Raw genomic sequence first — 14953 nt, forward strand, 5'->3', positions numbered from 1 at the left:
GCATGAAGAAGTCAAGGATAAAGGATTACAAGGTTGGAAAGAAACTGTTCGTTTCCTACGCCGCGATCATTGTTTTATACGTCATTACGGTTGCAGCCGCCTTAATTGGGATTATCAGCGTGTCAAATACCATTCGTTCCTTTCATCAGGATGCGTTCGAGGTGGTCTATACGTCGATGGATATGAGATTTGCCATTCAGGGGATTGGGCGGGATATTCTCGATCTGGGTTCTGCGATGGACAGCATCGATGAGGATCAGAAACTGGAGGAGGTAAAGAACTATGTCCAGATTTTGGATCAGGGTATCGAAACGCTGAAGGTAAAGATGCCGGAGAATGAAAAAGTCCGCGCGTTGGCGGGCTACCTCGCGGATGTGGCCCCTAGCCGGGATGAGGCGATTCGGATCTTGGAATCCGGGTCGATGGAAGGCGTTTTGACTATTTACAATGAAGAGTATGAACCGAATGCGATTTTGGCCAGAAACACTCTGAGAGAAATCAGTGATTTATCCGTCGAGACAGCGGAGGCTTATCTCGGAGACACACAGACAGTAAAAAATCAGATGATTTTGACCATGGTTCTTCTGGCTGCCTTGATTATCCTGGTTTCCATCATGCTTTGGAGCCGGATCACCAAAAGTATCACGGAGCCGATGAAGGAGATCCAGGAAGCGGCCAGACAGCTCTGCGGAGGGAACCTGTCGGTCGCTCTGAACTATCAGGCAAAAGACGAACTGGGAGACTTGGCCGACAGTATGCGGGAGACGACAACGGCCCTGAGCCAATATGTCTCAGAGCTGGATCAAGGACTGCATGCCATCGGTGATGGAAAATTAAATTATCACTCGGAGGTAAAATTCCGCGGCGATTTCCTGGCCGTCAGCAATGCAATGGAGCGGATTACCACCCTGCTGAACCATGCGATCCTCCAGATCTCCAATACCGCGGATCAGATCGCAGGCGGCGCAGAGCAGGTGGCAAACGGAGCTCAGATGCTGTCCCAGGGGGCGGTGGAGCAGGCGGGATCCATGCAGGAGCTGGCGGCAAACATCAATGAGATCTCCGACGGCGTCCGGAATAACGCAGATGATTCTGTGAATGCCAGCCGGAAGATCAACCAGGTGAACGGCTTGCTGACCGACAGCAGCGGGGCAATGGGGGAACTGATTAAAGAAATCCGAAATATTAATGAGAATTCCATGACCATTGGAAAGATTGTTAAGGAAGTGGAGGATATCGCTTTCCAGACCAATATTCTGGCGTTGAACGCTTCGGTGGAGGCGGCAAGGGCCGGGGATGCCGGCCGCGGGTTTTCTGTGGTGGCCAATGAGGTGCGACATTTGGCGGCGAAGACGACCGAAGCGTCCAAGATGATGGCAGGTTTAGCGCAGCAGACGCTGGCGCAGGTGGAGAGCGGTACCAGAGCAGCGGATCGTGCGACCACCTCCATGGACCATGTCGTGGATGGGACGCAAGAAATTATTGAGATGGTGGATCGGATTTCAGATGCCTCCGTGCGCCAAGCCGACTCAATTGTTCAAATCCGGCAAAGTATCGAGATGGTATCAGAGATTGTTCAGGGAAATTCCGCGATGGCAGAGGAAAGCGCGGCGGCCAGCGAAGAATTGTCCGCTCAGGCTCAGGTACTGAAAAAATTGGTGGAGGAATTTGAACTGTGATGAGAGAAAAATCAATTTTGATTGTCGACGACGCCGCTTTTATGCGGATGATGCTGAAACGGGCGATTCTGGGATCAGGAGAGTATCGAATTACGGAGGCGGAAAACGGGGAGAAAGCCATGGAATTATTCCGGGAACAAAAGCCGGATCTGGTTCTGCTTGACATTTCCATGCCAGGGATGAGCGGGATCAGCGTGCTAAAGGAGATAAAAAAAGCCGATCCCGCCTCCCATGTGGTAATGTGTTCGGCAGTAGGTCAGGAAATGATCATCCGGGAGGCAATCGAAGCGGGAGCCATGGATTTTATTGTAAAGCCGTTTAAACCGGAGCAGATTGCCCAGGTTCTGGCGCATGTGTTTTCCTGACTTTTTTGTCGGAAAATGATTTCAGGAGGAAAGAGTAAAACCATGGATCAATATTCGGATTTAAATAATACGGCTAAGGAGATATTGGCTGAGATCGGAAACATCGGAACCGGCCATGCGATTACCTCTTTGTCCGAGATGATCGGCCGCCGGATCGATATGGATTGCCCCAGCGTCCATATCCTGGAGTACCATAAAGTTCCGGAGCTTTTAGGCGGTGTGGAGCAGGTACAGGCCGGCGTGCTTTTGCAGGTGACCGGGGATATCAGCGGGATGTTCATGTTTTTAATCAGCGAGTCCTTTCTAAAAATCATGCTGCAGGAACTGACCGGCGTGAAGATCGAGGATGTAGGCCGTTTGGAAGAGATGGAGCGTTCGGCCGTATGCGAGATGGGAAACATCATGTGTTGTTCCTATATCAATGCTCTGGCTCAGATGATGAATTTTAAGATCGACGTGTCGGTGCCGGATCTGTGTGTGGATATGACGGGCGCGCTGTTGAGCGTGCCGATGATTTATTTTGCCAATATCAGCGATGAGCTCTTACTGATTCAGGCCAGTTATCATTTGGGAGATCTATCCGTCGTCAACAATGTGCTGTTTTTGCCGGAGATGGAATCGCTGAAACGAATTTTTGAGGCGCTGGGGGAAAGCTATGAGGGATGATCCGGTAGTCATAGGGATCGCCCAGGCCGGCGTTCTCAGGGAAACCGGGCATTTGGTGTCATATGCTCTGGGATCCTGCGTTGGGATCTGCTTATATGACAGAGAGCGCTGCGTGGCGGGAATGGTACACGTCATGCTTCCCGGCGAAGAAGCAGCCATCGACCGGAAAAACCCGTTTAAGTTTGCCGACAGCGGATGCCGGGAACTGGTGAGACTGATGGTGGAGCGGGGCGCTGAAAGAAGGCATATCACAGCAAAAATAGCAGGCGGGGCGTGCATGTTTCAAGGAGAAAGAAGCTTAGGAGCCATCGGCGAGCGCAATGTGCAGGCGGTGAGAGAGACTTTGAGGCTGCTTCATATTCCGATATTAGGGGCGGATACCGGAAAAGATCACGGTAGAACCATTGATTTGGATGCCGCTACGGGGATTCTGACGGTGAAAACCGTCAGACTTGGGACTTTGACTTTGTAAGACCCAAGTTACTGGAAAGGAGAAAAGAGATGACAGGCAGACAGACGATACTGGTGGTGGACGATAGTTTGCTCGTATGCCAGCAGATAGAACGGGCTTTAAAAGAAGAATTTGGACTGGTGAAATGTCACACGGCAAAGGATACCCTGGAGACGCTGGAGCACCTGACGCCGGATTTGATTCTTTTAGATGTGATTCTGCCAGACATGGAAGGATACGATCTGTTTGCCCGGATCAAGGAAAAGGACACGAATCAGACTCCGGTGATCTTTATCACCTCAAAGGATTCAGAAGAGGATGTCATCCGCGGGTTTTCTATGGGGGCCAGCGACTATATTATGAAGCCATTTCGGGTGGAAGAGCTGAAGTCCAGGGTGCGGACCAGGTTGAGAGGCAAGCAGGAACAGGATGAGTTAAAGAGCATGAATGAAACTCTTCGGGTCAATATGGAGAAACTGAACCGTGTCGCTTACCGGGATGAATTGACCGGTCTGTATAACCGGCACTTTGTGGTGGAGAAGCTGGCTCCGGATCTGGAGAACACCAATCACCAGGACGCTTTGATTATGATTGACGTGGACGATTTTAAGCATGTCAATGATTCCTACGGCCACCCGGCCGGCGATATGGTGCTTGTCTGTATTTCCAATATTATGGAAAGCATCTGCCGCAGGCACAAAGTGGTGCGATGGGGAGGCGAAGAGTTTCTGGTCATTTTGATGGCTGTCACTGAGCAGGAAGCGTTTCAAATCTGTGAGGAGATACGGACGGAGGTCGGGCAATTTCCTTTTTTGCATGAAAATAAGCCCTTTTTCTGCACCATTACGCTGGGTCTTACGCAGTATGATAAATCCCTTAATTTCTGGGAAAATATCCGCTGCGCCGACCGGGCGCTGTACCGTGGGAAAAATGCCGGTAAAAACCAGACGGTGATCTATGGGGAGGACAGGAAAACAGGAGTATAAGGAGAATGGGATATTTTGAGAAAGACGCGGAAGAAATGCTGGATGTCTATTTGCTGGAATCCGAACAGCTGTTAGATCAGGCGGATTCGATTCTGCTCCGGGCGGAGGAACGAATGGGGTTTTCCAGCGAAGAGATCAATCATATCTTCCGCATTATGCATACGATGAAGAGTTCTTCGGCGATGATGGGATTAAACGAGCTCTCTATTCTTGCCCACCGGCTGGAAGATCTGTTTGATGTGTTCCGGAAAGACATGTCTAAGATGGAGGGATCGGAGCAGGCGGCGCTGGATCTGATCTTTGCCGTGTCGGATTTTATGAAAGCAGAGCTGAGCCGGATGCGCCTGGAATCTTATCAGCCCAGTCCTGTAAAAGGATTCGAGGAGAAAATCAGCCGCCTGATATCCGGGACAGCTCCGGAGAAAAAAACGGTCGTTCGAATTCAGTTTGAGCCGGACTGTCAGATGGAAAACGTCCGTGCTTTTTTGGTGGTTAGGCAAATTATGCCGTTGGTTCAGGAACTTACCTGTTACCCAGATCAGCCGGAGACCAATTCTTCCGCCAGCCAGACAATCCGTGAGGAGGGTTTTTGGATCTGCTTTCAGTCCGGCCAGATGGAGCAGGTGTTGGATAAAATCAAAGGGGCGCTGTTTGTTGAAAGCGTTAGTGTGGAGAAGACGTTTCCTTCGGGGAAAGACACGGAGAAAAGGACGGAGGAGGTTATTGCCGCAGGAGGCGAAACGGATCGTCAAGAGCCCCAGACACCCGTATGGGAAAATGCGGAAAGCGAGACGCCTCCTTCTTCCAGTGAATCTGTACAGCAGACGAGTCAGTTCATCAATGTACCGGTTCAAAAACTGGATGAGCTTTTGAAACTGACAGGGGAACTGATGATTGCGTTCCAGTCGGATTCTACGGCAAGAGGCGGGAGCTACTTAGAAAATCCGACGGACCAGGACCGGGATCGCCTGCGCCAGCGCCTGATGAAGGAACTGGAAGAGCTGACAATCTCGATTCGGATGGTTCCATTCGCCAGTGTGACGCCAAGACTAAACCGGATCGTCCGGGATATTTGCCGGAAAGAGCAGAAAAAGGTATCGTTTCTCGTGACTGGGCAGGAGGTCGAAGCAGACAAGAAAATTGTGGACCGCATTCTGGAGCCCCTGATCCATTTGATCCGAAATGCCGTAGATCATGGAGTCGAGACGCCGGAAGAAAGGCGGGCTCAAGACAAGCCGGAGGAGGGAAAAGTTGTTGTTTCCTTTGAAAATGCAGGCGGTGAGATTGTGGTCAGTGTCAGCGACGATGGAAGCGGATTTGATCTGGGACAGGTGATGGCAAAGGCAAAAAAGCGGGGGCTGCTGGACCGGCCGGAAGAACAGTACAGCAAAGAAGAGATTTTGGAACTCTGTCTGCTTCCTGGATTTTCAACCTGCGATCAGGTGAACGAGTATTCCGGACGCGGCGTTGGTTTGGACGTTGTGCGTCAGATGACGGAACAATTCGGAGGCCATCTTTATGTGGAGACGTCAGAGGGGTGTGGCAGCCGGTTTCATCTGCACTTTCCCAGAACATTGGCTCTGGTCGAATGTATGCGGCTGTCGGCAGGCGGGCGTTGTTTTGGCGTACCGTCCCATCAGGTGATGCAGTTTTACCCGTATCAGTCCGAACAGGACCGGATCCTTTTGCGGGAAAACGGCAGATACTGGATCCATGAGGAGCGGCTGATCCCTGTGATTTCTCTCCGCGAGAGCTACCAGATCCATGGGGATGGGGAGCAAAATCCGGTGATGGTCTGGGTAAAAGGAAGCAGCAGAGAAGCCTGCTTGATCGCCGATCACATCGAAGGCCAGGATAATATGGTGGAAAAGCCGGTTCCGCCGTTGTTTGGACGCCGTTTTAAGCAGGAGACGGGAATTTCCGGCATGTGCCTGTGGAGAGACGGCAGCGTCTGCCTTCAGCTGGATGTGGAAGATTTTATCCGGATTGCGGAAGAAAGGGGCGGTCATGAATGAGGAAAGAATGCAGCTGGGAGAACAGTTGAATATGGAGTTTATGACCCTTCAATCGGGGAACCTCTGCTGCGGCTTTGAGATGGCAGCCGTGGAAGAGATTCTCTGGAATTTTCAAATTTCACCGGTTCCCTGTCTCCCGGACTATTTTGAAGGGGTGTGTAATTGGAATGGTGATCTCATTCCTGTCGTTTCGCTGGAAAAATTGGCGGGAGAAGAAATAACGCCCGGAAATGTCCGCCAGGTTATCCTTTTGGTCAAAGCAGATGGATATGAGTGTGGTTTTTTGACAAGCGGAATGCCTCGGATGATTCAGGGGCAAAAGAACGGCCGTCTGACCGGAGAAACACCGGAATGGCTGGGAAAATGCGCGGTCAAATCGGTATATGGAGGAGAAATGGTTTTCTATGTATTGGATTTAGAAAAAACGTTGGAAAATCTGGTGGTTTACCGCTGAGAACAAAAAAGAGAGGGAGTATCGCAAGTTTACCGCAGCAAAATGATGACTGCCGTTCCTTGTAAGCGGCAGCAATCAGGAGAGCGCTGCAGGATCAATACTCCCTTTTGGAGGAAGCTGCCGTCCAATCGTCAGAATACCAATTCACATAAATCATAGGGGCCTTTGCTGAATAGGACAACGCCAATCCGAGTAAAGTCGGCTTTGTCCACCATTTTCTGCAGGGTCGGATTCTTCTGAAACGCATCAAAACGGACGGAGGTATATCCCTCTTTTCGAATCTTTTCACAGGCCAGGCGCACGGTTTCGGTCCCGATTCCCTGCCCCTGGAGCACATCTTTCACTGCCATTCGGCGGATGCAGCAAGGCTTCCCTTCCGAATCTTTCCAGTTCTTTTCATCCAGATACTGAGGCTCCTGAGCCTCGATGATCGTAATGTGGGCGGCAATCTCGCCGTCTTTTTCTGCGACGTATAAATATCCGTTGTCCAGGTCCTTTTGCATGTAGGCGGGAGTCGTGTAGCCGGAGTCCCACTGGACAATTCCCTCGGTGAACATTTTAACTTTTGCTCCTTCCAAAATCAGAGCAGCCGGTAAGAAATCAGCTTGCGTAGCTTTACGGATCGTGAACATGAAGACACCCCTTTCTGGCTTTGACCGGTAAGATTGTTTACACTGTACAATAGAATTGTGAGAGTATGATAACTGTTATGTTACCGTTTTGTGAAAATATCAAAGGGGCGCCGGGGCCGAGGGGAAGCGGGATCTTATGGGTGCTGTTCGGCATATTGGGCCATAAAACGGATGAATTCTTTCGCGCACTTGGACAGAAATTTATTTTTATTCCAGATCAGTCCCGTCTCCAGCCAGACGGGCTCCTCAAAAGGCCGGATTACGATACCGGGGTGACTATTGACCGACTCCGGCCGGTCGTTTAAGATGACGGAGACGCCGTGGTTTTGGGCCACCATCTCAAAAAGAGTGACCGAATGCTGGATCCGATGGCGCACACGCAGGGTCAGCCCATGATTGCGGAACTGTTCCTCCAGCATTAATTCCGTATAGGATTCCCCTTTTCAAAAGAGACACGTTGCTTTTTGAAATCGAAGATGGAATTCTCCCTCAGTCCCGCAGTTTTTTGTAGTCCTCCAGGAGCTGACCGCTTTCGATGACAAAGTTCCGGAAATTCTTGACGGCGGGCGTCATATAGCGGTCTTTCATCCAGGCAATGTGGATGTCCCGGACCGGGATATCGTTTTCAATAACCACGGCTTCGGTGGCATAATTGGAGGTGTCGGCGGCAGCTTCCGGCATCAAAGCAATGCCTAAACCCGCGGCGACCGCGCCGAGTATGATGGAGTCATGGAACGCCTCGAAGGAGATCTTCGGTGTGATGCCGACACTCTGGAAGACCTGATCGACGTAGCTCCGGATTTGGCACTGTGGATGATAAGTGATAAAGGTTTCCCCTTTCAGTGTGGTCAGATTTACAGATTTTTGCGAGGCCAATGGATGGTCTTTTGGAACCACCAGGATGGTTTTATGGCTGCCGATCTTCACCGAGGCGATCTCTTCATGATCAAAAGGCGTCGTAAAGGCAAGATCCGTTTCACCGGCAAGCAGATGTTCTTCGATCGTATGGGTGGCCAGCTGATCAAAACGGAAATGATTCTGCACCTTGCCTGTTTTCTGGAAGAACCGCGAGATGAGAAAGGGGACAAAGCCGCTGAGGGAACTGAGGAAGCTCAGGGAGATCATCCCGTTTTCCGGGCTGATGAAATCTTGCAGGCGGGAACGGCCCTCGTCGAGAATATCCAGGGAGCGGGTGACATAGTCCAGGAAAAATGAGCCGCAGCTGGTCAGCTTTACGTTGCGTCCCTGCCGGATAAAAAGAGATACGCCGAGCTCTTTCTCCAGATCCGTGATGGAATGGCTGAGACTGGATTGGGAAATATTCAGCTGCTGGGACGCCTTGGTATAGTGCTCCAGCTCGGCAATGGTTTTAAAATAGTAAAGCTGCTGTAGATTCATGGATTCACCTCCGTCCTTTTTATCATAATGCCTTCCGGGTATAAATTCAAGCAAAACCATGAGCAAAATCCATGGAAGTGATGAAAAAAAAACAATATATGCAAAAAAATCCGTACAATAATTTGAGAAAATCATTGGATTTTTCATTCCATTTATGGTACAAATATAAAAGTAGGATTTCTATATTTCTAAATTTGCAAAGGAGATTCTGAAATGAGATTAGAAAGCAAAGTAAAACTTGATGTGAGAGGCAAAGTCTTCGGCGGTGACAAGAACCTGTCCTGCATTCCGATGATTCCGGCTACCAGGGAAGCTCTGGTGGAGGAGACCAAGATGGTCGCTGCCTTGAATCCGGATATCATTGAATGGCGCGTAGATTATTATGACAAAGCTGGGGATGCTCAGTATGTAAAAGAGTCTTTGGAGGAGATCGGCCAGTATCTGAACGATATCCCGGTGATCTTCACGTTCCGTCATAAATGTGAAGGCGGCGCCAAGGAATATCCTCAGGATGTGAGACTGGCTACGATCAAAGCGGCCCTTGAGACCGGACATGCCGACATCATCGATGTGGAAGCCTGCAATGAGAAGGAATTCATCGATGCCGTAAAAGCTGCCGTTGTGGCCGCCGGTTCCAAGCTGATCCTGTCCTTCCACAACTTCACGGAGACCCCTTCCGAAGAGTTCATCTACAACAAGCTGATCGAAGAGAAAGAGCTCGGCGCTGACATTCCGAAGCTGGCCGTGATGCCGAAGAACTTCCTGGATGTGATGACTCTGATGAAAGCCACCTACCGCGCAAGGACCGAAGCGGTTGATCTGCCGATGATCACCATGTCCATGGGCGAAGTCGGAAAGATTTCCCGCGTGATCGGCGACCTGTACGGTTCCGATATGAGCTTTGTGGTCGGCAAGGCCGCCAGCGCTCCGGGACAGATTCCGGTTGCGATTGTAAATGAACTCTGGAAGCTTCTGGCTTAAGAAAAAGGAAAGCCATTTTTGATCTCTACATAAAAACTGCCCGGCGGTAACTTCTTCCTCGCCTCCGGGCAGTTTTCTTTGATTGGTTTGGGAACCAGACAGTCAGTTTCCTTGACCCAATATTAAGCCAGATAATTTTTCATCGTATTCAGCGCGTTTTTTTCCAGACGGCTGACTTGTGCCTGGGAGATGTGGATCTCTTCGGCGACCTCCATCTGAGTCTTGCCCTCAAAAAAACGCAGGTGAACAATATTTTTTTCCCGCTCCGGCAGACGGCGCATGGCCTCGCTGAGGGAGAGATTTTCCACCCAGTTGTCCTCCCGGTTCTTCTTGTCGCTGATCTGATCCATCACATACAGCGCGTCACCGCCCTCGGTGTAGACCGGCTCGTACAGACTGACCGGGCTTTGAATGGCGTCTAAAGCCTGGGTGATCTCGTCTTTATCGATGCCGATCTCCGCGGCGATTTCACTTAAGGAGGGTTCTTTCAGATTGATCTTGGTCATCTGCTCCTTGGCGGAAATGGCTTTGTAGGCGATATCGCGGAGAGAACGGGAAACACGAATGCTGTTGTTGTCTCTGAGATACCGGCGGATTTCCCCGATAATCATCGGCATGAACATGGGAGGGAGAAAAAAATTTTTTTATTCCTGGATATGCTCTAGTCCCTGATTCATGATGGTGCAGACATGCTGGTCCGCCAGCGCATAGTAGATGGTCCGCCCGTCCCGGCGGAACTTGACCAGCTGGCTCTGTTTTAATACCCGGAGCTGGTGGGAGACCGAGCTTTGGGACATGCCGATGCTGTCGGCGATATCCTGGACGCACATCTCGCCGTCCAGAAGCGTATATAAGATTTTTATTCTGGTCTGGTCGCCGAATATTTTGAAAAGCTCGGCCAGATAATAGAGTTCGTCGTCGGTGGGCATATCGGCTCCTTTCATTTTCTGCGGGGAATCAGTGTCCAAAGGGGATTTGAATTTTTTCATAGCGTATGATCGGATCGTCTTCTTTGGCAGCTTCCCGGTTGGGGGAAGTGTGAATCCGGTTCCGGATCGAAAGCATTCTGGCGTCGGTGGCAGCGATGGTGTCGGCGCATTCCCGCAGCTCTTTGATGATTTCTTCTTCATCCTCGATGGATTTTTTATATTTGAGCTGGTGCTCCAGGCTGGCCCAAAAATCCATGGCGATGGTGCGGATCTGGACCTCCACTTTCATATCCCTTTTGTGGTCGGAGAAAAAGACAGGAATTTCCACGATCAGATGCAGGCTCCGGTAGCCGTTCTCCTTGGGGGATTTTATGTAGTCTTTCTTTTCCAGAAGTGTCACGTCGTCCTGACGGATCAGCATGTCGGCAACGGCGTAGATATCATCGATAAAAGAACAGATCACCCGGATCCCGGCGACATCGTTGAGATTTTGCTCCAGGGAGGAGAAGGTCAAAGGCAGCCCTCTCTGCCGCATCTTGCGGACAATGCTGACCGGCTTTTTGATCCGGCTGCTGATAAATTCAATGGGATTCCTCTGATACCGGACGGAAAATTCGGAATTCAGTACCTCCAGTTTGGTACGGACTTCTTTGATCGCACAGTCGTACATCATCATCAGTTCCTGATACTGGACAGCCTGGTCTAAAAAGAGTGAGGCATTTTCCACAATCTCGGTCACATCGGTGTCACTGTAAACCTGAAGCGGTTCGGGAGAAGTTTTCTTCAGTAGATCTGGCATAGCATCCTCCGGGAATTGTTTGAATTGCATGGAAAATAGGAGTATTTTCCCAAACCATGTGATATTTAGTATAGCAATATCCTACAAAAAAAGCAAGAAAACTGTAGTGAACAAAAAATGAACCAAAAATGAAATCTTTGAATTTTTTGGGATCTATGCTATAATAAGCCATGCTGAATGAAAGAAAGAAAAACGAAGGAGTGAAAATCCATGGCAAATAAAATTCGAACCCGTTTTGCGCCGAGCCCCACCGGACGGATGCACGTGGGGAATCTGCGGACCGCACTTTACGCCTATCTGATCGCCAAACATGCGGGTGGTGATTTTATCCTGCGGATCGAGGACACCGATCAGGAGCGATTTGTGCCGGAAGCGCTGGATATCATTTACCGGACCTTAAAGAAGACCGGCCTGATCCACGACGAGGGCCCTGACCGGGACGGCGGCGTAGGACCTTACGTCCAGAGCGAGCGGCAGGCGAAGGGTATTTATCTGGACTACGCCAAGAAACTGATTGAAAAAGGGGAAGCCTATTATTGTTTCTGTGATAAAGAACGTCTGGAATCCCTGCGGCAGGTCATCGAAGGGAAGGAAATCGCCATCTATGACAAGCATTGCCTGAGCTTATCCAAAGAAGAGGTGGAGGCCAAGCTGGCCGCCGGGGAGCCCTACGTCATAAGACAGAATATTCCGAGAGAGGGTACCACCACCTTCCACGATGAGATCTATGGCAGCATCACAGTGCCCAATACGGAACTGGACGATATGATTCTGATCAAATCGGACGGTTACCCAACCTATAATTTTGCCAATGTGGTGGACGACCATCTGATGGGGATCACCCATGTGGTCCGCGGAAATGAGTATCTGTCTTCTTCCCCGAAGTATACCCGCTTGTACGAGGCCTTTGGCTGGGAAGAGCCGGTGTACGTCCACTGTCCGCTGATCACCGATGAGGAGCACAAAAAGTTATCGAAGCGCAGCGGCCATTCTTCCTATGAAGATCTGATTGACCAGGGCTTTCTCAATGAAGCGGTGGTCAACTATGTGGCGCTCCTTGGCTGGAGTCCGGAAGAAAACCGGGAGATCTTTTCACTGGACGAGCTGGTTGCGGCTTTTGACTACCGTCATATCAGCAAATCACCGGCGGTTTTCGATATGCAGAAACTCCGTTGGATGAACGGCGAATATATCAAAGCCATGGATGAGGAGGAATACTACGTCCGCGCGCTGCCTGTGGTGAAGTCTGTAATCAAGCGGGATCTGGATCAGAAGGCCATTGCGGACCTGATGAAGACCAGGATCGAGGTCTTTCCCGATATCGCCGGAGCCATCGACTTTTTTGAGGCGCTTCCGGATTATGACGTGGCCATGTACACCCACAAAAAGATGAAGACCAACTCGGAGAACTCCCTTTTGGCTCTCCAGGAAATGCTCCCTAGAATCGAGGCGCTAAAGGATACGGGACATGAGAGCGTGCAGGAGATGGTGGCCGCCTACGTGGCGGAAAAGGGAATCAAGAACGGTCAGGCGCTCTGGCCTCTCCGCACCGCTGTTTCCGGGAAGCAGATGACGCCGGGCGGGGCATATGAGATCATGGAGATTTTAGGAAAAGAGGAAAGCCTTCGCCGCATCCGCACAGGAATTGAAAAGTTATGTCATTCCATCCGTCCCAACTAGAAGCGATCCGCTGGGGAACTGGGCCCGCCTTGATTTTGGCCGGCCCAGGCTCCGGCAAGACCACAGTCATCACTCACCGGGTCCGTGCCCTTATCACCGAGCGCCGGGTGGACCCGTCGCGTATTCTTGTCATCACCTTCACGAAAGCCGCCGCTGACGAGATGAAGGAGCGTTTTCTCCGCCTGATGGGGGAGGAGAGGACTCCGGTGTCCTTCGGCACCTTTCACGCTGTCTTTTTTAAAATCCTTAAAATTGCCTATCACTACAATGGAAGCCATATTCTGCGGCCGGAGAAACGGATGGAGCTGATACGTCAGGTCTTTGATCAGGTGCGTCCCCAGGTGGAGGATGAGGCGGAATTTCTCTCGGAAATTCTGAATGAGATCAGCCGGGTAAAGGGTGACCGGGTGGATCTCGCCCACTATTACTCCAACCATTGCCCGGAAGAGGTGTTCCACGCCCTCTATCGGGGATATGAAGAAAAGCTCAGGGAAGCCGGACTGATCGATTTTGACGATATGCTCCGCCTCTGCGATGAGCTTTTGCAGGCGCGCCCGGATATTCTGGCGGCATGGCAGAAAAAATACCAGTATATCTTGATCGACGAATTTCAGGACATCAACCGGATTCAATACGAGGTGATCCGGATGCTTGCCGCGCCGGAAAACAATCTTTTTATCGTCGGGGACGACGATCAGTCCATCTACCGGTTCCGCGGAGCCAAGCCGGAAATTATGCTGGGATTTCCGAAGGACTATCCGGACGCAAAAAAGATCCTGCTCTCCGTCAATTACCGGTCCCGGCCGGAGATCGTCGAGGCCGCCGGCCAGCTCGTGATGCACAATGAGACGCGTTTCCGGAAATCCCTGTCGGCAGCGGCCGGTCCGGGTGGGAGGATCGTGGCAAAAGCCTTTGCGAACCCGGCAGATGAAGGCCGTCAAGTGGTAAAAGAGCTGCAAGAATATCACCGTCAGGGGATTCCCTATGAGGAGATGGGGCTTTTGTTTCGGACGAATCAAAATCCGAGGGGGATCGTGGAACAGCTGCTGCGGATGAACCTGCCGTTTTCCATGCGGGATATGGTCCCCAACCTGTATGAACACTGGATATCGGGAGATATTTTGACCTATCTTTTGATTGCACATGGCAGCAACCGGCGGGGGGATTTCCTTCGTATCATCAACCGGCCGAAGCGGTATGTCCACCGGGCGGCTTTTACGGAGCCGGAGGTGGATCTTCAAAAACTGAAAGAATTCTACCAAGATAAGGACTGGATGGTGGACAAGCTAACACGGCTGGAATACGATCTTCGGATGCTGCAAAAAATGACGCCCTTTGCCGCCATTAATTACCTGCGCAAAAGCGTCGGCTACGAAGAATATTTGAAGGAGTACGCCGGGTACCGGAGAATGCAGCCGGAGGAGCTTTTTGAAGTGCTGGACGAGCTCCATGAGGCGTCCAGGCCGTTTCGGAATCTGCCGGAGTGGATGGGCCATATCCGGGACTATACGAAAGAGTTAAAGGAACAAAAGACAGGGAGAGAGAAACAGGGCGGTATCGCGGTCTCGACCATGCACAGCGCGAAGGGTCTGGAGTATCAGGTGGTATATATCCTGGATGCCAATGAAGGGATCACCCCATACAAAAAAGCAGCGGGGAAGGCGGATCTGGAGGAAGAACGGCGTCTGTTTTATGTGGCGGCCACCAGGGCCAAACAGATGCTGCATGTCTACTGGACCAAAGAACATTACAATAAAGAACTTCCGGTTTCCCGGTTTGTGACAGAGCTGATCGGAAGCGAGGCCGTCCGGCAGGCAGAGGGAAAACGGGGAACGAAAATTTAGGAATATTGTAAGAAAATCAGAATCTCGGTTGTGCTAAAATGAAGGCAGACGTGATGGAACATCACACAAAGACC

Annotated in this window: 15 protein-coding genes and 1 pseudogene; 10 read left to right on the forward strand and 6 right to left on the reverse strand. The window is 50.8% G+C overall.

Annotated elements, in window-relative coordinates; genetic code table 11:
- Nucleotides 1-2 precede the first annotated feature (2 nt).
- From MUB23_RS11075 to MUB23_RS11105, 7 genes are read left to right on the forward strand one after another with little or no spacing between them, the layout of a single operon-like run.
- Nucleotides 3-1679 carry a methyl-accepting chemotaxis protein gene (locus MUB23_RS11075; protein ID WP_244800545.1) on the forward strand — a complete coding sequence of 559 codons (1677 nt, stop codon included), beginning with the start codon at nt 3-5 and terminating at the stop codon, nt 1677-1679.
- The gene (locus tag MUB23_RS11080) at nt 1679-2044 is read left to right on the forward strand and encodes a response regulator (protein ID WP_244800546.1); all 366 of its coding nucleotides are present in this window, start codon (nt 1679-1681) and stop codon (nt 2042-2044) included. The genes MUB23_RS11075 and MUB23_RS11080 overlap by 1 nt, the downstream gene beginning before the upstream one ends.
- A gap of 42 nt (nt 2045-2086) precedes the next feature.
- On the forward strand, nt 2087-2710 hold the full coding sequence (locus tag MUB23_RS11085; RefSeq protein WP_244800547.1) for a chemotaxis protein CheC: 624 nt from the start codon (nt 2087-2089) through the stop codon (nt 2708-2710).
- On the forward strand, nt 2700-3182 hold the full coding sequence (locus MUB23_RS11090) for a chemotaxis protein CheD (protein WP_244800548.1): 483 nt from the start codon (nt 2700-2702) through the stop codon (nt 3180-3182). Before MUB23_RS11085 ends, MUB23_RS11090 begins: the two co-directional genes overlap by 11 nt.
- Before the next feature lie 29 nt (nt 3183-3211).
- Complete coding sequence (locus MUB23_RS11095) at nt 3212-4147, forward strand: GGDEF domain-containing response regulator (RefSeq protein WP_244800549.1); 936 nt, start codon at nt 3212-3214, stop codon at nt 4145-4147.
- 5 nt (nt 4148-4152) lie between these two features.
- Entirely contained in the window at nt 4153-6162 is a 2010-nt protein-coding gene (locus MUB23_RS11100) for a chemotaxis protein CheA (RefSeq protein ID WP_244800550.1), read from the forward strand.
- Nucleotides 6155-6616, forward strand: coding sequence for a chemotaxis protein CheW (locus MUB23_RS11105; protein ID WP_244800551.1), 462 nt, complete (start codon nt 6155-6157; stop codon nt 6614-6616). The genes MUB23_RS11100 and MUB23_RS11105 overlap by 8 nt, the downstream gene beginning before the upstream one ends.
- Before the next feature lie 131 nt (nt 6617-6747).
- Here the strand turns inward: MUB23_RS11105 and MUB23_RS11110 are convergent, their stop codons facing one another.
- From MUB23_RS11110 to MUB23_RS11120, 3 genes are all read right to left on the reverse strand, one after another.
- On the reverse strand, nt 6748-7173 hold the full coding sequence (locus tag MUB23_RS11110) for a GNAT family N-acetyltransferase (RefSeq protein WP_244800552.1): 426 nt from the start codon (nt 7171-7173) through the stop codon (nt 6748-6750).
- A 209-nt stretch (nt 7174-7382) separates the two neighbouring features.
- The gene (locus tag MUB23_RS11115; RefSeq protein ID WP_244800553.1) at nt 7383-7667 is read right to left on the reverse strand and encodes a LysR family transcriptional regulator substrate-binding protein; all 285 of its coding nucleotides are present in this window, start codon (nt 7665-7667) and stop codon (nt 7383-7385) included.
- A gap of 70 nt (nt 7668-7737) precedes the next feature.
- On the reverse strand, nt 7738-8646 hold the full coding sequence (locus MUB23_RS11120) for a LysR family transcriptional regulator (RefSeq protein WP_244800554.1): 909 nt from the start codon (nt 8644-8646) through the stop codon (nt 7738-7740).
- Nucleotides 8647-8859: 213 nt separating this feature from the next.
- Here MUB23_RS11120 and aroD point away from each other — a divergent pair, with 213 nt between their 5' ends.
- Nucleotides 8860-9627, forward strand: coding sequence for a type I 3-dehydroquinate dehydratase (gene aroD, locus MUB23_RS11125; RefSeq protein ID WP_244800555.1), 768 nt, complete (start codon nt 8860-8862; stop codon nt 9625-9627).
- Nucleotides 9628-9749: 122 nt separating this feature from the next.
- On the opposite strand, the pseudogene MUB23_RS11130 reads toward aroD, so the two are convergent.
- The 3 genes and pseudogenes from MUB23_RS11130 to MUB23_RS11140 form a co-directional block, all read right to left on the reverse strand.
- Nucleotides 9750-10244 (reverse strand): annotated as a pseudogene (locus tag MUB23_RS11130) (sigma-70 family RNA polymerase sigma factor); the annotation flags it as partial.
- 27 nt (nt 10245-10271) lie between these two features.
- Nucleotides 10272-10556, reverse strand: coding sequence for a metalloregulator ArsR/SmtB family transcription factor (locus MUB23_RS11135; RefSeq protein ID WP_330641858.1), 285 nt, complete (start codon nt 10554-10556; stop codon nt 10272-10274).
- A 28-nt stretch (nt 10557-10584) separates the two neighbouring features.
- Nucleotides 10585-11355: a GTP pyrophosphokinase gene (locus MUB23_RS11140; protein WP_244800557.1), complete on the reverse strand. Its 771-nt coding sequence runs from the start codon at nt 11353-11355 to the stop codon at nt 10585-10587.
- 210 nt (nt 11356-11565) lie between these two features.
- On the opposite strand from MUB23_RS11140, the gene gltX reads away from it, so the two are divergent.
- Together gltX and MUB23_RS11150 are read left to right on the forward strand one after the other, a co-directional pair.
- Nucleotides 11566-13035, forward strand: a complete 1470-nt coding sequence (gltX, locus tag MUB23_RS11145) for a glutamate--tRNA ligase (protein WP_244800558.1) — start codon at nt 11566-11568, stop codon at nt 13033-13035.
- On the forward strand, nt 13011-14879 hold the full coding sequence (locus MUB23_RS11150) for an ATP-dependent helicase (RefSeq protein WP_244800559.1): 1869 nt from the start codon (nt 13011-13013) through the stop codon (nt 14877-14879). Before gltX ends, MUB23_RS11150 begins: the two co-directional genes overlap by 25 nt.
- The last annotated feature ends 74 nt before the right edge of the window (nt 14880-14953 follow it).

The sequence above is a fragment of the Cuneatibacter sp. NSJ-177 genome, from assembly GCF_022867805.1.
Classification (GTDB): Bacteria; Bacillota; Clostridia; order Lachnospirales; family Lachnospiraceae; genus Pseudolachnospira.